Here is an 18,446-nt window from a genome sequence, read left to right as displayed (position 1 = left end):
ACGTCGGTTGCTGTTTGGCGCGTCTTTTTCTCGTCGAGCTCTTGACGGACCCTTGTGATCGCGCGCACAATCGTGGAGAAAGCAGCAAGAAAAAGCATAATCCAGCGAAAGATCGCACATCTCAACGAGGAGACCTGATGTCCACCCATCGGCGCATGCGTCACCGCGCAACCCTGTTCACCGGCATTGCCACCACCGCCGTCTCGATTCTCGCACTCACGGCGTGCGGGTCGGGCAGCTCCGGCTCCGGGTCCGACGCCGCCGATGGCGACGTCACCATCGAGTTCGCCCAGTGGTGGGAGCCCGAGCTCCCCGACGGCGAGTTCCGTGCCCTGATCGACACCTTCGAGGAGGAGAACCCGGGCATCACCGTGGACCTCGTCAGCGGCCCCTACGCCTCCACGAAGGAGCAGCTGTTCGCCGGCGCGGCCTCCGGGACCATGCCCGACGTCGTCGGCCTGGACGGCGCCTGGGTCAGCGACTTCGCGGAGCAGGGCGTCATCGCCGACCTCACTCCCCTCCTCGAGGAGGCCGGGTTCGACGACAGCCAGCTGGTGAGCCAGGTGAAGGTCGACGACAGCACCTACATGGTCCCGGTCGTGAACTTCGTCTACCCCATGTTCACCAACGACGAGCTGCTGGCCGAGGCCGGCGTGGACGCTCCCCCCGAGACGCGCTCCGAATTCGCCGACGCTGCCAAGAGCATCTCGGACCTCGACGGCGACGCCGCCGGGTGGGTGCTCCCCCTGTCCCTCGAAGCGCCGAACGGCGTCCAGAACGATGTGATGTCGTGGGCGTGGGCCTCCGGTGGCACCATGCTCGACGACGGTCAGCCGGATCTCACGAACGATGACGTCACGTCGGCCGTCGAGTTCATCGGCGGCATGTGGGACGACGACGTGATTGCTCCCGGCAGCTTCACCATGAAGGAGCAGGACAAGGTCGAGGAGTTCACCAACGGGCGGGTCGGCATGATGATCGACTCCCTCGCCCACATCAATCTCATCCGGGAGAGCAACCCGGATCTGGCTTTCTCCATCTCCGCCGTCCCCGCTGCCGACGACTACACCGGCGAGCGCGGCATCCCCTACGCCTCCTGGGGGATCGGCATCTCGGAGAACTCCGAGAACAAGGACGCCGCCGCCAAGCTGGTCTCCTTCCTGATGAGCGAGGAGACGAACTCGGAGCTCTCGACCATGGCGAACGCCTTCCCCGGGAACACCGAATCCGTTCCCGCCTTCGTCGAGGACGACGACCTCTTCAAGGACGCCTTCGACATCTACCAGGCGGGCTACCCGGCCAACGAGTTCGTCGGCCTGCCCGTGGCGGAGGAATTGATGCGGCAGCTCGGGGCCCAGCTGCAATCCGCCTTCGACGGTCAGCAGTCCCTCTCCGAGGCGCTCGAGAAGGCGCAGACGGAGTGGGAGGGCGAGTTCTAGGTCCTCCTTTCCAAATCGGGTCGGGTGCCGCGCCCCACGCGGCACCCGACCCCCTAGCAAGGTCGTCACCCCATGAGCCTCCGCACCCTGACCCCTCCCGACCCCGAGACCCTCGTCACCGGGGCACTACCCAGGAAGCGCCGTCGTCTACGCCGTGCCGGTGAGTCCTACGGTTTCCTCGCCCCCACCCTGATCCTGCTGTTCGTCCTCATGATCGTGCCGATCGTGATGGTCATCGGCTACTCCTTCCAGGACAACGTGATCCTGAGGTCGTCCTCAGAGTTCACCGGGACCGCCAACTACGTCACCGTGCTGACGGACCCGGCGTTCTGGAAGGCCACCGGCAACACCGTCTTCTTCTCCACCGTCAGCGTCGCGGTCCACCTGGTGCTCGGCCTCACCTTCGCCCTGCTGCTGAACAGCCCGCTGATCAGCGTCACCTCCCGGGCTGTCTTCCGGGCCCTGTACGCCCTGCCCTGGCTGTTCACCGCCGCCGTCATCGCCGTCCTGTGGCGCATGGTCCTCTCCCCCAACGGCATCGTGAACTTCCTGCTGAACACGGACGTGGAGTGGCTCGCCGATCCGCAGCTCGCGCTCGGCACGGTGACCTTCATCAACATCTGGGCGGGTTACCCCTTCTTCATGGTCAGCCTCCTGGCAGGCCTGCAGGGTATTCCGCAGGACCTCCACGAGGCGGCGAGCATCGACGGCGCCAGCCAGGTGCAGCGCTTCTGGAACGTGACCATCCCCCAGCTGCGACCCATCATCATCAGCCTCCTGCTGCTCGACCTGATCTGGACGTCCCAGCAGTTCGCGCTGATCTGGCTGACCACGGGTGGAGGGCCCATCGACGTCACCGAGATGCTCAGCACCTACACCTACAAGCTGGCCTTCGCGAACTACGACTTCTCGCTCGCGGCCACCGCCGCGGTGCTGATCCTGCTGATGTCGCTGGTCCTGGCCGTCCTCTACGTGCGTCACCAGAAAGCGAGGGATTGACATGACGATGACCACGCAACGCCGCACACGCCTGGCGAAATCCGGTGTCCTGGCAGGCCTGCTCCTCGGGGCGGTGTTCGCCGCGGGCCCCGTGCTCTGGATGCTGTCCAGCTCCTTCAAGTCCAACACGGAGATCTTCGAGCTGCCGCCCAGGCTCATCACGGGTTCGTTCTCGTTCGATGCGTACACCGCGATCCTCACGAACTCCGAGACCCTCCGGTTCTTCTTCAACAGCTACCTGGTGGCCGGAGCCGTCACCATCCTGACGCTCCTGGTGGCCATCCACGCCGCCTACGCGTTCAGCCGGTTCGAGTTCCGCGGCAAGCGGGTCCTGAACGTCGTCATCATCAGCGTGCAAGCCGTCCCGCCCATCACCCTGCTGATCCCGTACTTCGGTCTGGTGGTGGCCCTCGGCCTCTACAACACCTACCCGGGCCTCATCTTCACCTACATGGTCTTCACGCTGCCCTACGCCATCATCATGATGACCGGCTACATGAACACCCTGCCCCGTGAGCTCGACGAGGCCGTGCGGGTCGACGGCGCCGGTTCCCTCACCGCCCTGTGGCGCGTCCTCGTCCCCATCTCCGTGCCGGGCATCGTCTCGGTGGGCATCTACACCTTCATGATCGCCTGGAACGAGTACCTCTTCGCCCTCACGCTCACCCGCACCACGGAGATGCGCACCGTTCCGATCGGCATCCAGTTGCTCATGGGCCAGCACTCGTACGAGTGGAACCAGATCATGGCGATGAGCATTCTCGGCTCCATCCCCGTGCTGATCCTCTTCCTGGTCCTGCAGCGCTTCTTCATCAGCGGCCTGACCGCGGGCTCCGTCAAGAGCTGACCCCACACCACCCTTCGCACGTCATCAATCCAAGGAGAATCACAGTGCTGTACACCGGTAAGTCCATCCTCGATATCGCCAACGAACACAACTTCGCCATTCCCGCGTTCAACATCAGCGACTGGGCCATGTTCAACGGCGTCATGGACATCAGCGAGGAGAAGGAGGCCCCGGTCATCATCGCCATCCACCCGGACGAGGTCTCCCATATCACCACCGACCTCGTGGCCGCCATGCGCAGCCGTGCCCACCGATCCAGTGTCCCCGTGGCGATCCACTGGGACCACGGCGGAACGTACGAGCAGATGATCACCGCCATCCAGGCCGGCTTCACCTCGGTCATGATCGATGCCTCGCTGCTCCCCTTCGACGAGAACGTGTCCCTGACCCGCAAGGTCGTCGAGGCAGCACACGCCGTCGGTATCCAGGTCGAGGGCGAGCTCGGCACCATCGGCGCCAATGACAGCTACGGGGAATCCGGCGCCGCCGAGATCATCTACACCAACACCGACGACGCCGTCCGGTTCGTCCAGGAGACCGGCGTGGACAGCCTGGCGATCGCCATCGGTACCTCGCACGGCCTGTACCCGGCCGAGAAGAACCCCGAGCTGCGCCACGACCTCCTCGAGGAGATCAAGGCGGCCGTCCGGATTCCCCTCGTGCTGCACGGCGGGTCTGCGAACCCGGACAGCGAACTGGCCCGCGCCGTGAGCCTCGGCATCAACAAGATCAACATCTCCAGCGACATCAAGGTCTCCTACCACAACGCCATGCGGCGCATCCTGGGCACGGACGAGCGGCTGCGGGAGCCGAACGCCATCCAGCCCGAGGCCATCGCGGCCCTCAAGGTCACGGCCGCGGAGAAGATCGACCTGTTCGGCGCGGACGGCAAGGCGAAGCTGTACTGAGCACACTGCCGGGCGCATGCTGACACAGGCTGGCGCAGGGCCGACCAACGGACGGGAAAGGATCGGTGCGATGGGAAGAACGCTCGTCCTCGGACTCGGCGGGACGGTGGACTACGAGGTGCGGTGGGACGCGAGGGTCATCGGCTCGCTGGCTGCCCGGTTCGGCATCCGGCGCCGGGAGCTCACCACGACGGCGCCGATCGTGGACGAGCGCTCGCTCGTGGTCACCATCCTCGCCTTCGTGGTCGACGGCGCCGGCGGCGAGCGCTTCGTCGCCTCGTCCGATGTGGTGAAGCGGTTCGCGGACCGCTTCACCACCGAGATCACCCTCGGCGGCACCGGGGTGCGCGCCGGGATCGCGCTCGACAGGCTCGGCATCCCGAGCGTTCAGCACCTCGTCAGCATGGACGATCATGTGCGGCGCCTCATGCCGCCGTCCATCTCCTGGGTCAGTTCGGCCGCCGAGGACACCCTCGACCCGCATCTGATCGTGCAGTACCCGGCGGGCACCGTCATCCGGTTCGACGACGGCGAGATCGTCTCGCCGTCGTCGAACCGCCTGATCTTCGCCAACGATCCGCCGAACCGCCGCATGGCTATCTCGCCGGAGCTCGGGGAAGCCCTGACCGACGCGGGCGCCTTCCTCGTCTCGGGCTTCAACACCATGCAGGACGAGATACTGCTCGAACGGCGCCTCACCGACCTCGATGCGGCGCTGGTGCAACTGCCTGCCGATGCACTTCTCTACTACGAGGACGCTGGCTTCTACGTCCGCCGGTTCGCCCGGCGGATCTGGGCGCACCTGCTGCCACGCATCGATGTGTACGGCATGAACGAGGACGAACTGCAGGAGTACGTCGACCGGCCGGTCGATCTGCTGGACGCCTCCGATGTCGCCGCGGCTCTTCTCGCGGTGCAACGGCTCATCCCGGTGCCGGCACTGCTGGTCCACACGCAGCACTGGGCCATCGCCGTCGGCCCGGCCGCCGCGCGGCACCGAACGGCCCTGACCAGCGCCGTGCAGATGGCGGCAACACGATTCCGGCTCGGCGACGCCTTTACAGCAGCCGATTTCGAGGCGACAGCGCTCCTCCCGCGCAGCGCCCGGGGCGAGGACGTCGTGGCGGGCGTGGAACGGAAGATCGCCGGCTCGGTCGGAGTCCCCGCCTTCCGCATCGACACGGCGATGCCGACGACCATCGGACTGGGTGACAGCTTCGTGGGAGGTTTCCTCGTGGTCCATGCGCCCGTCCGCGAGCCGCAGCCATGATCGAACGCCTCCACTCCAACCGCCCACCCGAGCGCTTCTACCGCGGTGGGTCGCGGATCTCGTCCTTCCGTGGCGAGGCGTCCGATGCCGCGTTCGAGCCGGAGGACTGGATCGGCTCCACCACCACCATTTTCGGGGAGCAGGAGCTCGGCCTCACGCGTCTGGCCGACAGGACGCTCCTGCGGGACGCCGTCGCCGCCGACCCCGCGTACTGGCTCGGTACGGACCACGCGGCGCGCTGGGACGGGGATGTGCGGCTCCTGGTGAAACTGCTCGACGCCGGCCAGCGACTACCGGTCCACGCGCATCCCGACGACGCCTTTGCGGTGCAGCACCTCGGGCACAGCCACGGCAAGGCCGAGGCCTGGTACATACTGAGCGGCGGAACGGTGCATCTCGGGCTGACGCGGGACGTCGGCGAGGCCGACCTCGCCCGCCTCGTGGAAGCACAGGACGTCGACGTGCTGCTGGGCCTGCTGCACGAGGTGCCGGTGACCCCCGGCAACGTCGTCCTCGTTCCGCCGGGCGTCCTCCATGCGATCGGCGAGGGCGTGCTGCTGCTCGAGCTGCAGCAACCGGAGGACCTGTCGATCCTGCTGGAATGGCGGGACTTCGCGCTCGACGGCGCGGCCCACGGGCATCTCGGCCTCGGCTTCGAGCTGGCGCTGACGGCTGTCGATCGACGTGCACTCCCGCGCGAAGCGCTCGGCAGGCTGGTACGCGCCGCACCGCCGTCGGGCTCCGCCTTCCCGCCCGAGGCGGACGCGTTCTTCCGCCTCGAACGCGTGCCCGTGGACGGTCCGGTCAGGCTCGATCCGGGCTTCGCCGTGCTGGTGGTCACCGGGGGTCCGCTGGCCCTGTCCGGCCGGCCGGCTCCGTCAGGGAGTACCTGGCTGGTGCCCGCCGGGGCGGGCCCGCTGGAGCTCGACGGCGCCGGAGAGGTCCTGGTGGCGCGGCCTCCCCGCGCCTGAGGACCAGGGAGGAGCCCGCCGTCCTGCCCTATGGATCGCTGCGGCTGACGGCCGCGCCGGACGGGCTCGCAAGGCTCAGCCGGCTTGGTATTTCCTGATAGGTAGCTGGGAGCCCCGATGCAAGTAGCGGGGACGGCGGATGGCGTACGTACCACTGTGTCGCGCCCGAGCGTGGCTCCCTACCTTTGGGGAGGCGGCGACGTAGCTGCCCTTACTCACTCAGGAGCATCCGTGCGCACTCGTCTCGCCGCAACCCCGACCCGCCGCCTCGCCATCGCCGTCCTGCTGCCCGGGCTACTCGGTGGTGCACTGTTCATCGCCCCGCAGGCCTCGGCCGCCACCAGCCCCACGTCGGGCATGTGCAACGGTGTGGTCAACCAGCTCGCTCACCGCGGGACGGTGCAGGAGAACCTCCTCAAGGCCGCCGCGAAGAAGAATGCCGACGTCATCACGAAGCTGCAGGCGGACAAGATCGCGTTGCAGGCGAACGCCACCACGCTGAAGGCCCAGATCGCCGAGGCGAACACGGCGCTTGCCGCCCTCGACGCCGAGGAGGCACGCCTCGCCGCAGCCGCCACCGAGACCCAGAACGCCCTGGAGACGCTGGCCGGACAGCAGGCAGACGTCACCCGCGCCATCGCCACCACGACCAATCAGCTCGCGACTCTGACGTCGCAGCAGGCGATCGCCGTCGAGGCCCTCGCGCCGGTGCAGGCGCAGCTGGCCGACGCCGAAGCGGCGGCGGCCGACCTCCGGCAGCAGGCCACGGCAGCAACCGCCGCGGTGGACGCCCAGCGGAACACCGTACGGATCGCGAGCGAGGAGCTCCTCGGCCTCGAAGCCACTGCAGCCCAGGCCGCGGGAGAGGTCGCGAGCCAGAACGAGATGATCGCGACGGCGAAGAGCGACGTGGCAGACCTGACCGTCGCGGCACAGCAGGCCTCCGACGCCGTCACCGCAGCCCAGAAAGCCGTCACGGACGGCGAGGACCGCCTGGGACAACTCGTCGCTGCCGGCACCACGGCTCAGGCGGATCTCGACGCGCTCCGCGCGGGCATTGACGAGGCCGGAGACACCCTCACGGCACGGCAGGCCGACGCCGAGGCTGCAGCCGCGGCTGTCACCGCGAAGAACACGGCCATCACGGACGCCCAGTCCGAACTGGCCACCCGCCAGGCAGCAGCCACACGCGCTGCCGACGCCGTCGCGGCGCAGGAGACCGCCGTCTCCGCAGGCGAAGCAACCCTCGTGCAACTCCGCACAGCTGCCACGACGGCCTCCGACGCTGTCACGGCGAACACCACGCTCCAGACCACGGTCGCCGCCCGGATCACGCAGCTCGAGAAGGACATCGCGACGAAGAGCAGCGAGGTGGCGGCGAAGCAGGCCGCGCTGACGGCGGCACAGAACGAGCTGGCGGCGCTGGCAACGGAGAAGACGAAGCTGCAGAGCGAGATCGCGTCGCTGACAAAGGAGATCGACGCCATCAAGGGCAATACGCCGCGCAAGCGCGAGCTCGAGGCCGCCGTGACGCAGAAAACCACGGAGCTGGCGACGGTGAACACCAAGATCACGGACAAGAGCGCCCAGATCTCGGGTCTGCAGGGTGACCTGAACGGCCTCAAGACGCAGGTGGATACGCTCAATGGGCAGTTGCTGGCGAAGCAGGGCGAGAGCTCGGCCCTCCAGCGCGAAGCCGCGCCGCTGCAGGCGACGCTGACCACCGCCAACGCGACCCTCGCTTCCAAGGAAGCCGACGTCGCAGCGCTGAAGTCCCAGGTGCCGGCCCTGCAGACCGCGCTGACCGATGCGCGGGCTCTGGTTGCCACCCAGCAGGGCGAGGTCTCCCTGCTGCAGGATCAGCTGCCGGCTCTCGTCACCGCGGCTGAGAACGCCGGAAGCGCTGTCGTGGCCCAGGAAGCAGTGGTCGCCGGCCTCGTGGCCGAGCTGACCGGCCTGACCGACGGCGTCGCTGCAGCCGAGGCCGCCGTGGTCATGCAGAAGGACGTCCTGAATGGACTGCGCAGCGATCTTTCGGGTGCCGAGGCTCGGCTGGCGTCCGCCACCGACGCGGTGACCGCGAAGACAGCGGAGCTGACCGGCCTGCAGGACCGGCTGCCCGCCCTGCAGGCTGCCGCCGACAGTGCATCCACGGCGCTGTCGGACAAGCAGGCGGAGATCGTCGCGCTCAACACCGAGATGGATCGGCTGGTCGCGGCGCTGGCCACCCTGAACTCGGGTATCGCCGGCAAGGAGTCGGAGATCCTGACGCTGCAGGGCCGCGTCGCTCCGCTCCTCGCGCAATTGGACGGCCTCAACAACGAGATCACGGCCACCGAGACCCAGCTCAAGTCCCTGCAGGCCCAGCTGACGACCATCGACCAGCAGGTGACGTCCGCGCAGAACGTCCTCCGCGAGCTCGAAGGGCAGAAGAAGTCGAACAAGGACGCGATCGCCGCGCAGAAGGCGACGGTGAAGGCACTCGGGGAGAAGCTCGGCGCGGTCCAGCTGCAGATCAAGGCCATCGACGGGCAGATCCTGCTCGGGGGGTGCGTCGCCTGACGATCGACCGCATGGAGTGAGGAGGGCCCCGGGACGTGGCGTCCCGGGGCCCTCCTGTGCGCTCAGCGAGTGACGGTGTTCGAACATCCTTGGGCAATCTGGCGCAGAACCTGACTGGGAACCGCGGACCCCGAGGATACGCTTTTCAGGACCCTCCGCACCGCCAGAAAAGATCCATGACACCTCCCCGCCTTCGCGCCCTCCTTCCTGCTGCCTTCCTCACCGCGGCCATCGCCTCGTCGACGCTCACCGGCTGCACCCCTCCAGCCGAGACCGCCGCGGCGTCGAGTGACACGGGCGCCACCGACGCCGCGTTCGTGTCCGGGACCGTGGTGCGGGTCATCGACGGCGACACGCTCGTCATCGCCTTCGACGGCGAGGACCAGACCGTCCGTCTGCTGAATGTGGACACCCCGGAGACCAAGCACCCGGACAAGCCCGTCGAGTGCCTCGGCGTGGAGGCGACGGAGAAGCTCGAAGACCTGACGCCGCCGGGCACCGCCGTCGCCCTGGATTTCGACGTCGAACGCACCGATCGGTACGGCCGTGTGCTCGCCGCCGTGTTCGTCGAGGACAGCACCCTGGTCAACGCGGAGCTTGCCCGGGTGGGACTCGGCGTGCCGGTCCTGATCGAGCCGAACAGGAAGTACTACGACGACGTCCAGGCCGCCTACAGCGAGGCGACGGCCGACGGCGTCGGCCTCCTGGACCCTGCGGTGGGCTGCACCCTGCCTTCCGAGGCGGCCGAGGCCCTGCAGACCCTGGCCTCCGCCACCGCGGCGCCGGTGGGGGACTCGGCAGCATCGGCCTCGGCGACGGCAGCGGGGATTCTCGCCGCACTGACGGTGGCGAAGGCCGTCCGCGAAGGGATCGGGGCCGGAAAGGACTCGGTGCGCGTGCTCGCGCTGGGCGCTGCCGGCACCACGGCGCTGCTGGCAGACCTCGACAGGACGATCACGAAGGGCGAGCAGACCCTCACCACGACGACCGCCAAGGGCAAAGCACTGCGCGACGCCGAAGCGGCGGCTCAGCGCAAGAAGGCGGAGGCCGACGCCGCCGCGAAGGCAGCTGCGGAGGCTGCTCGGGTGGCCGCCGAGGCAGAGGCCGCCAGGGTGGCTGAAGCAGCCCGCGTCGAAGCCGATCGGGTGGCAGCCGACGCGGCGGCGCGCGTCGAGGCGGATCGGCTCGCTGCAGAGGCGAATGCGCGGGCGGAGGCCGATCGTCTCGCGGCGGAAGCGGCGGAAAGGGATCGGATCGCGAACCTTCCACCCGTTCCCGCGCCCTACGTCCCGCCGGCACCGCCTGCGCCCGCTCCCCCCGCCGCGGACAACCCCTACCCGGGCTACAACGGCCCCCGGTGCTATGCGCCCGGCGGAAAGACCTGGCGCCCCTGCTGATTCCGGCCGGTTGTACCCCGCGCGCGTAGCTTCGTGCTCGCGCTTCAGCGGCACGAGGCGTGTCGGGAGGCAACACGCCGCGGATTCGACGCTCCTTCGGTAAAACGCGTGCACGACGCCGCACCCAGGGACACTCCATCTGCCGCCGGCCCGCGCCGAGAACCTCCGGCCTACCGGGCCGCGGCGAGCAGCTGCGGCACGACGCCGAGGTGCAGCACGTCCGCCCGGGCGGACTCCACCGCGGCGTGGACGGCGCCGGTGGCGACGGAGCCCGCACCGAGGGATGAGAGGACGAGCTCCGGGACCGCGAGGTCCACCTCGGCCGGCAGGAGGGCTCGCGCCACCTCGGCCACCTGGTCGAGGTCCTCGGCAACGGCCCCGGCCACGATCACGCGCGACGGATCGTAGAGGCTCCCGAACACCGCCGTGATGCGGGCCATAAGTTCGCCGCCGCGTTCCACGATGCTGCGGGACCATGCATCGCCCGACCTCGCCAAGTCGAGCGCCGCACGGCCGGTGAGCTGATCCTCGGGGAGGCCCACGAGCGGGTGGCCCGGCGGGAGCTCCCCCGCGGCGGCGGCCTCGCGTACCCACTCCGTGAGCCGCGATCCCATGCCGTTGGCGCTCCCGACGTCGAGCACCTTGCCGAATGCCGCCATCTCGCCGGCTCCGCCGTGGGCGCCGCGCAGCAGCCGCCCGTCCATCACCACGCCTGCGCCGAACCGGTCCCCCGCGAGGAGAACGACATAGTCTCGGCAGCCCGTTGCCGCACCCACCGCGCCCTCGGCGATCGCGGCGAGCGAGGCGTCGTTCTCGAGCCGGACGATCGGCACCCAATCCTCGAGCATCGAGCGGAGGTCTGGGTTCATGCGCTGCCAGAACGCGTCGCGATGACTCGGCGAGTTCCCGTGCGCATCGACCGGCGCGGGGATGCCCAGGCAGGCGGCCAGCACGCCCTGTCGTGTCTGTCCGGCAGCGAGCAGAGCGGAGTCGATGGCGGTGAGGACGGCGTCGCGCCGGGAGGTGGGGCTGTCGTCGGAGCCGTCGATCTCGCGCATCTCGGTGGCGATGGGGTTTCCGCGCAGGTCGGCGATGGTGGTGGTCAGGTGGGATCGGCCCGCGTGCATCCCGACCACGACGGCGGCATCCGATCGCAGGTCGAAACGGCGGGACGGGCGCCCCTTCCGGTACTCACCGACGGCGCGGGCGTTGGGAAGTTCGCGCAGCAGGCCGATGTCGATCAGCTCGTCGAGGGCGTCGATCGTGGTGGTCCGGGTGAGGCCGGTCGCTGCCATGGCGTCGGCGCTCACGAAGACGCCGGACTCCCACGCGAAGGCCAGCAGGGCGTCGAGGCTCGCCCGTGGTGGCCCGGTGGTGAGGTGAGTCGTCGTCGACAAGGTACTTGACCCCTTTGTGATCGTGTTGGACCATTATGTCAGCACACTTGATTTAGTCGCTAGATCTAATGGCAGAAATTACTACTCGACGATGAGATCGGTAAGGACAACGACGTGCCCAGAAGCCCACGCCGCGCACCCCGAGCGCTGGCAGCATCCCTCGGCCTCCTCCTGACCGCCTCGGCGCTGGCCGGCTGCGCCGGGAGCGGCGGTCCGGAGACGGTCCGATTCCACCTCAGCAAACCCGAGGCCATCCCCTACTTCAACGAGCTCATCAGCGAGTACAACGCGTCCCAGGACGGCGTCGAGGTGGTCCTCGATTCGTCGTCGAACCTGCAGGCCGGCTTCCTCCGCGGCAACCCGCCGGACCTCGGACTGCTGAACTACAACATGGAGATGGCCCGCTTCATGGAGCGCGGCGCACTCAGCGATCTCTCGGACATGCCCGAGGCCGAGCGCATCCTGCCCGAGGTGCAGGAGCTGGTGGACCAGTACGCCACCTATCCCGGGCGCACCAGCGTGCTGCCCTACTCCGTCATGGCGGCCTCCGTCATCTACAACAAGGAGATCTTCGAGGCGCAGGGGCTGGAGGTCCCGCAGACCTACGAGGAGCTCATCGCGGTGTGTGACGCCCTGACCACAGCCGGGATCACGCCGTTCTACGGCACGTTCCAGGACCCGTGGACCGTGGCGCAGGGCTTCTTCGACTACACGGTGGGCGGGGACGTCGACGTCGCCGGCTTCTACGACGAACTGGACTCCCTCGGCACGGAGGTCGGGCCCGAGTCGGAGGTGTCCTTCGAGAAGACCCTCGCGGAGCCGGTCGGGACCATGCAGGAGCTCATCGAGAAGTACACGAACTCCGATGCCCCGTCCAAGACGTACGGCGACGGCAACCTCGCCTTCGCGCGTGGCGAGGCCGCGATGTACCTGCAGGGGCCGTGGGCGTTCGGCGAGATCGCGAAGACCAGCCCGGATCTGGACCTCGGGACCTTCCCCCTGCCGATGACGGACGACCCGGAGGACCTCCGGGTCCGCGTGAACATCGACCTCGCCGCGTGGATCCCCGAGGCGTCGGGCAGCAAGGAGGGGGCACGTGAGTTCCTCAGCTTCCTCTTCCAGCAGGACGTGATGGACGAGTACAACGCCGCGCAGCTCGGCTACGGCACCACCGTGGACGCGGCCCCGGTCACGGATCCGCGCATTCTCGGCATGAAGGAGTACTACGACACCGCGGACTTCTACCAGGGGCCGTCCCAGGCGATCCCGCAGACCATCCCGGCTGCCAACTACCTGCAGGGCGTGGCCCTCGGCGGGGACGTGGAGAGCGCGCTCAGCACGCTCGACGGCGACTGGGCCCGGCTGGCGCTCCGCCAGTGACCCGCCGACAGGTTCTCCCCAGCCCTCCCCCGCCGAGACGATTCCCCCAGGAGCCGAGCATGACGAAGACGACGGCGGCACCGCCGGCCCGGACCAGCCACGCAGCGAGACCCTCGACAGCGCGTCCGAGGAGACGACCGGGGGTCGAGGGGATCTACTACGCCTTCCTCCTCCCGAGCCTCATCATCTTCACGCTGGCGATCACCCTGCCGGCGCTGATCGGCATCTTCTTCAGCTTCACGAATTCCATCGGCTTCGGTGAGTGGGAGTTCGTGGGCCTGATCAACTACATCGCCATGTTCTCGGACCCCGCGATCGTGCAGAGCTATCTGTTCACCTTCGGGTTCGCCACCTGCACGGTGATCGTCGTGAACATCATCGCGTTCCTGCTGGCCGTCGGCCTGACGGCGAAGATCAAGGTCAAGACGGGCCTGCGCACCATCTTCGTGATCCCCATGGTGGTCTCGGGCATCATCATCGCCTACGTCTTCAACTTCCTGTTCTCCAACTCGCTCCCGACCTTCGGCCAGGCGGTGGGATCGGAGACGCTGAGCAGCAGTATCCTCGCCAATCCGGATCTCGCCTGGATCGCCATCGTGATCGTGACCGCCTGGCAGGCCGTGCCGGGCACGCTCCTGATCTACATCGCCGGGCTCCTCGCCATCCCGGGAGACGTGTACGAGGCAGCGGACCTCGACGGCGCCGGCAAATGGCAGCAGCTCCTGCGGATCACCGTCCCCCTGGTCGCCGGGTACATCTTCATCAACGTGATTCTCGGCTTCAAGAACTTTTTGAACGCCTACGACGTCATCGTGGGCCTCACCGACGGCGGACCCGGCACCGCGACCCGCAGCATCCCCATGACCATCGTCACGGGCTTCACCGGCGGCGACTACGCCTACCAGATGGCGAACGCCACCATGTTCTTCATCATCGTGGTGGTCATCTCCCTCATCCAGCTCCGCCTCACTCGTGGAAGGAACGCCCGCTGATGTCAGTCCAGCCAGCACTCGTCGCCCGGGACATCGACGCCGCCGCCACCGCGGAGGGCAAGGGAACACGACGCCGGTCGCGGCGCGGCTCCGAGGGACGGAGCGGGAACTCCAGCTGGTCCCTGACCATCGTGCTGCTCCTGTGCGCGGTCACCGTGGTCATCCCGCTGTACGTCACCATCTCGATGGCCTTCAAGACGCAGTCGCAGTCGGTGGACGGGAACGCGTTCTCCCTGCCGGCCCCCTTCAGTGTGGAGGGCTTCGTCACTGCCTGGACGCTCACGGATTATCCGCGGGCCTTCCTGGTCTCGATCCTCATCACCGCCGGCTCCGTGGTGGGCACCATCATCCTCGGCGCCCTCGCGTCCTTCGCCATCTCGCGCAACTGGGATCGGCGCCTGTTCCGCTGGTCCTTCTACTACCTGCTCGGGGCCATGTTCATCCCGTTCCCCGTCGTCGCGCTCCCCCAGATCCAGCTCACGGGCCTCGTGGGACTCGATAACCCGCTCGGCGTCACCCTGCTGCACATCATGTTCCAGCTGAGCTTCAGCATCCTGCTGTTCACGGCGTTCCTCCGCTCCATCCCGGCCGAGCTGGAGGAGAGCGCGAGGATCGACGGCGCCTCCACCTGGCAGACCTTCTGGCAGCTGATCTTCCCGCTACTCGCACCCATGAGCGCGACCGTCGGCATCTTCGCGTTCCTCGCCTCGTGGAACGACTTCATGATGCCGTCGCTGATCACCTCGGACCCGTCGCTGCAGACGCTGCCGGTGCTGCAGAACATCTTCCAGACGCAGTTCAGCAGCAACTACAACGTCTCCTTCGCGTCCTACCTGATGGCGATGGCCCCGGCGATCATCGTGTTCCTCTTCACCCAGCGCTGGGTGATGGAGGGCGTGACGCAGGGGGCCGTGAAGGGCTGACGCGCGACGGCGGTCGGGGTCCGACGCCCCTGCCTGCCGACTCGACGCCGCCCGTCCTGCTCTGATACTTCGCCGAGCACTCGTCGCTCTACGCGAGCGGGGGCCGCCCTGACGGACAGCCCCCGCTCGGAGTGCTCAAGTCGAAGTGCTCAGATCACGGACCCGCTAGAACGCCAGTACCAGCCGACCACGGACGCCGCCTGCCTCCAGGCGTCGGTGGGCCTCGGGTGCCTCTTCAGCGGGCAGGACGTCGGCCACGCGAGGGGTCAGCACTCCGTCCTCGACGGCCTGCCGCAAGGAGTCGAGCTTGGCCTGCGAGTGGTACTCGTCGAACACCCAGGCAGCCTCGAAGCGGATGTCGCGGGTCGGCTCGCCTTTCCAGCCGCGCACGGAGATGAAGACTCCGCCGTCCCGCAGGGCCGGGACGACGTCGTCGTGCAGGAGCGCTGTGTCCGCGACGGCGTCGACACCGTCCGGGAAGACCTCCCTGATGCGGCCGGCGAGGCCTTCGCCCCGGTCGAAGATGTGATCGGCGCCGAGGCTCTCGACCAGAGCGCGATCCTTCGGTGCCGCGTCCGCGATGACCGTCAGTCCCTGCTGCTTGGCGAGCTGGACCGTGTAGTTGCCGAGCGTTCCGGCGGCACCAGTGACAGCGATGACCTGCCCCGGTTCCAGAGCGGCGAAATCCAGGATCTGCACGGCTGTGAGCCCGTTCATCGGGATCGTGGCCGCTTCCTCGAGCGTGCTCGACGAGGGGATGCGCGCGATCGAGTCATCGGAGGCCACGAGGTATTCCGCATACGCACCGCCGTGCTCACCGAGCGGAAGGGCGATGGCCATGACCTCGTCCCCGACCGTCCACGCACTGCCGGGGCCGACCTCGTCGATGACACCGGCTGCGTCCATGCCGGGCAGGTAGGGCGGCTCGGACTGGCTCATGTCATAGGCTCCCGTGCGCACATTCGTGTCCGTCGGGCTGACCGCGGCCGCGCTGACCCGGATCCGGACCTCCTTCGCACCTGGGTGCCGCTCGGGAAGGTCGTGGACGGTCAGTGCGTCAGGACCGCCGAATTCGGTGACTCCGATTGCTTTGATAGCGCATCAACTCCAACATCTTGTGTTCGGTGCTGCCGAGGACCGTGCAGTCCCGGCAGGTGGGACAGGAACGAGGGCACAGCATTGCGCTCACCCACCGCTTCGGGTGGTCGCACTCACACCGTGAACCTTGGAACCCGTCTCTCTCCGGAACAGAGGGTGGGCACGAGTAATTCCGCCTGACCCACGCGAAACGTCCCGGCCGCCTTCGAAAAGGCAGCCGGGACGCTCGTCAGTGGCGGCTACTTGGAAGGTCGCGCCGTCGTGCTCGTGGTGTCGTCGACGTCGGTAGCATCCGTGCCATTCTCGGCATCCGCCGCGATGACAGGCTCGCCCTCGACCTGGTCGCGGTCCTTCTTCGCGTCGTCGCCCTTGGTCTTCATGAGGCTGGCGACCGTGGCGACCGTGATGGTGGCCCCGATGAAGAGGAGCGAGAACCAGATGGGAATCTCGGGAACCCAGAGGAGCGGCTCGCCGCCGTTGATGAAGGACAGCTCGTTGACGTGCAGGGCGTGGAACACGAGCTTCACGCCGATGAACGCGAGGATGACGGCGAGGCCCTGCGCCAGGTAGACCAGGCGCTCGAGCAGGCCGCCGATGAGGAAGTACAGCTGGCGCAGGCCCATGAGGGCGAAGGCGTTGGCGGTGAAGACGATATACGCCTCGTTGGTGAGGCCGTAGATCGCGGGGATGGAGTCGACGGCGAAGATCAGGTCCACGAAGCCGATCGCGATGATGGTCAGCAGCATGGGGGTCACCCAGCGCTTGCCGTCCTTCTTCACGGTGAGCTTGTCCTCGTGGTACTCGTCCGTGACGGGCAGGACACGGCGGACGAGCTGCATGAACTTGCCGTCGGCCGGGTTGGCTTCGTGGCTGCCGAACGCCTGCTTGTAGGCGAGGAAGAGCAGCAGGGCGCCGAAGATGTAGAAGATCCAGGAGAAGTTCTCGATCAAACCGGCGCCGATGGCGATGAACGCTCCGCGGAGGATCAGGGCGATGATGATGCCCACCATCAGCACCTTCTGCTGGTACTTCTTCGGCACCGCGAAGCCTGTCATCACGATGAGGAAGACGAACAGGTTGTCGATCGAGAGGGCTTTCTCGGTCAGGTAGCCGGCGAAGTACTCGCCGCCGAACCTCCAGCCGGAGACGACGCCGATCCCGACGCCGAACAGCAGGGCCAGGCCGATGTAGAAGGCCGACCAGCGGGCGGATTCGCCGATGGTCGGTTCGTGGGGTTTGCGCACGTGCGCGAAGAACTCGTAGACGAAGAAGAGGATCGTCACGGCGATGGTGATCAACCAGATGGTCGGGGTGATCTGCATGAGGGGTGCTCCAGAGGGTAGGCGTCGGGCAATGGCGCCAAGGTCTCCTCCGCCCGGACGAACCGGAACCGACGGGCCCGGGATGCTTCAGTGCATCCGTATTGACGGGCCGATCACAGACGGGAGTACTCCCCTTGATACATCGATGCTAACGCATGAAGTGGGGTGCTTGTTCCCACTGCGTCACAGTTCCGACGACGATGGTCGCCCCGCGCGCGCCCGCACGTTTTTCCGGCACCCGCAGGTGAGAGCCACCCGTGTCATCCTGAACAACGTCGGGCGGCCCAGGTGGCTGTGACTGGCGACCGTCGCGCCGTCGTGCCCCTCGTCCGCGTGGTGTCTCGAACCCGCTGAAGCGGTGCCGGCAGACCACGCAGTTCATCCTGGACCACCAGACCGACAAGCCCGAGACCTGGGTCGATAACGCCACCACCGACTGCGACTACGGCCAGTGGCAGAACCGCGCCCTCACCGAGCTAGCTACCAAGCCGCTTATGGTCTGCGGTGCAGTCGCAACCGTCCGCCGAGACCTTCCCCGGCGCCGAATCAATGGAGGCGGGTGCAGTGGCGGGGGTCGGGAGCCGCGATGCTTCTTCGCGGCCGAGTTCCACAGCGAGCACAAACTGCGGACGGTGCTGTGGGGCTGGGTCGGTCAGGAGTTGATCGCCGCGGAGATCTCCCCGCTGACAGGTCGCTGCTCAACCTTGCGCGCAACCGAGCGCGCGCAGGGCCCTCAAGGGCACTCGTCGGCTGTACCTTGACCATTTTTCTAATTTGTGAGGTTTTGCGCGATACATTCGCTCACCTACAATCCGGCTCATCGTAAATAAGAGTGCAGTTGGGGTCTGAAGCCGCCTGATTCGAGGAGGCTGCGGGCGATGTAGTGGGTGAGGTTTCGGAAGCCGAGGGCTGATCCGCGGAGGTGCTCGAGCCGTCCGTTG

General features: G+C 67.5%; 14 protein-coding genes. 11 read left to right on the top strand and 3 right to left on the bottom strand.

The features are described from left to right. Positions 1-137: 137 nt before the first annotated feature. The 8 genes from FJV46_RS08860 (at position 138) to FJV46_RS08825 (ending at position 10,393) form a co-directional block, all read left to right on the top strand. The gene (locus FJV46_RS08860; RefSeq protein ID WP_087027610.1) at positions 138-1,439 is read left to right on the top strand and encodes an ABC transporter substrate-binding protein; all 1,302 of its coding nucleotides are present in this window, start codon (positions 138-140) and stop codon (positions 1,437-1,439) included. A gap of 72 nt (positions 1,440-1,511) precedes the next feature. Further along, positions 1,512-2,438, top strand: coding sequence for a carbohydrate ABC transporter permease (locus FJV46_RS08855; RefSeq protein ID WP_087025402.1), 927 nt, complete (start codon positions 1,512-1,514; stop codon positions 2,436-2,438). Position 2,439: 1 nt separating this feature from the next. Continuing rightward, positions 2,440-3,285 (top strand): carbohydrate ABC transporter permease, encoded by an 846-nt coding sequence (locus FJV46_RS08850; RefSeq protein ID WP_087025399.1) that lies wholly within the window; start codon positions 2,440-2,442, stop codon positions 3,283-3,285. Between the two features lie 44 nt (positions 3,286-3,329). Continuing rightward, positions 3,330-4,193, top strand: coding sequence for a ketose-bisphosphate aldolase (locus tag FJV46_RS08845; protein WP_087025396.1), 864 nt, complete (start codon positions 3,330-3,332; stop codon positions 4,191-4,193). 70 nt (positions 4,194-4,263) lie between these two features. Then, entirely contained in the window at positions 4,264-5,463 is a 1,200-nt protein-coding gene (locus FJV46_RS08840) for an ADP-dependent glucokinase/phosphofructokinase (RefSeq protein ID WP_087025393.1), read from the top strand. Beyond that, on the top strand, positions 5,460-6,434 hold the full coding sequence (locus FJV46_RS08835) for a class I mannose-6-phosphate isomerase (RefSeq protein ID WP_087025391.1): 975 nt from the start codon (positions 5,460-5,462) through the stop codon (positions 6,432-6,434). The genes FJV46_RS08840 and FJV46_RS08835 overlap by 4 nt, the downstream gene beginning before the upstream one ends. 231 nt (positions 6,435-6,665) lie before the next feature. Next, entirely contained in the window at positions 6,666-8,996 is a 2,331-nt protein-coding gene (locus FJV46_RS08830; protein WP_087025388.1) for a coiled-coil domain-containing protein, read from the top strand. Positions 8,997-9,172: 176 nt separating this feature from the next. Beyond that, positions 9,173-10,393 (top strand): thermonuclease family protein, encoded by a 1,221-nt coding sequence (locus tag FJV46_RS08825; RefSeq protein WP_087025385.1) that lies wholly within the window; start codon positions 9,173-9,175, stop codon positions 10,391-10,393. A gap of 170 nt (positions 10,394-10,563) precedes the next feature. Here FJV46_RS08825 and FJV46_RS08820 read toward each other — a convergent pair whose 3' ends face one another. Then, on the bottom strand, positions 10,564-11,790 hold the full coding sequence (locus FJV46_RS08820) for an ROK family protein (protein ID WP_232008545.1): 1,227 nt from the start codon (positions 11,788-11,790) through the stop codon (positions 10,564-10,566). Positions 11,791-11,904: 114 nt separating this feature from the next. On the opposite strand from FJV46_RS08820, the gene FJV46_RS08815 reads away from it, so the two are divergent. From FJV46_RS08815 to FJV46_RS08805, 3 genes are read left to right on the top strand one after another with little or no spacing between them, the layout of a single operon-like run. Further along, positions 11,905-13,170: an ABC transporter substrate-binding protein gene (locus FJV46_RS08815; protein ID WP_087025382.1), complete on the top strand. Its 1,266-nt coding sequence runs from the start codon at positions 11,905-11,907 to the stop codon at positions 13,168-13,170. Positions 13,171-13,229: 59 nt separating this feature from the next. Beyond that, positions 13,230-14,162, top strand: coding sequence for a carbohydrate ABC transporter permease (locus FJV46_RS08810; RefSeq protein ID WP_087025379.1), 933 nt, complete (start codon positions 13,230-13,232; stop codon positions 14,160-14,162). After that, a complete protein-coding gene (locus tag FJV46_RS08805) occupies positions 14,162-15,085 on the top strand; it encodes a carbohydrate ABC transporter permease (RefSeq protein ID WP_087025376.1) in 924 nt (307 codons plus the stop codon). Before FJV46_RS08810 ends, FJV46_RS08805 begins: the two co-directional genes overlap by 1 nt. A 165-nt stretch (positions 15,086-15,250) precedes the next feature. On the opposite strand, the gene FJV46_RS08800 is transcribed toward FJV46_RS08805, so the two are convergent. Continuing rightward, positions 15,251-16,138 (bottom strand): NADP-dependent oxidoreductase, encoded by an 888-nt coding sequence (locus FJV46_RS08800; RefSeq protein ID WP_232008728.1) that lies wholly within the window; start codon positions 16,136-16,138, stop codon positions 15,251-15,253. A 284-nt stretch (positions 16,139-16,422) separates the two neighbouring features. Further along, entirely contained in the window at positions 16,423-17,505 is a 1,083-nt protein-coding gene (locus tag FJV46_RS08795; protein WP_087025371.1) for a TerC family protein, read from the bottom strand. Between the last annotated feature and the right edge of the window lie 941 nt (positions 17,506-18,446).

Source organism: Arthrobacter agilis (genome assembly GCF_006494655.1).
Taxonomy (GTDB): domain Bacteria; phylum Actinomycetota; class Actinomycetes; order Actinomycetales; family Micrococcaceae; genus Arthrobacter_D; species Arthrobacter_D agilis.
This window is presented reverse-complemented; position numbering and strand designations above follow the sequence as displayed.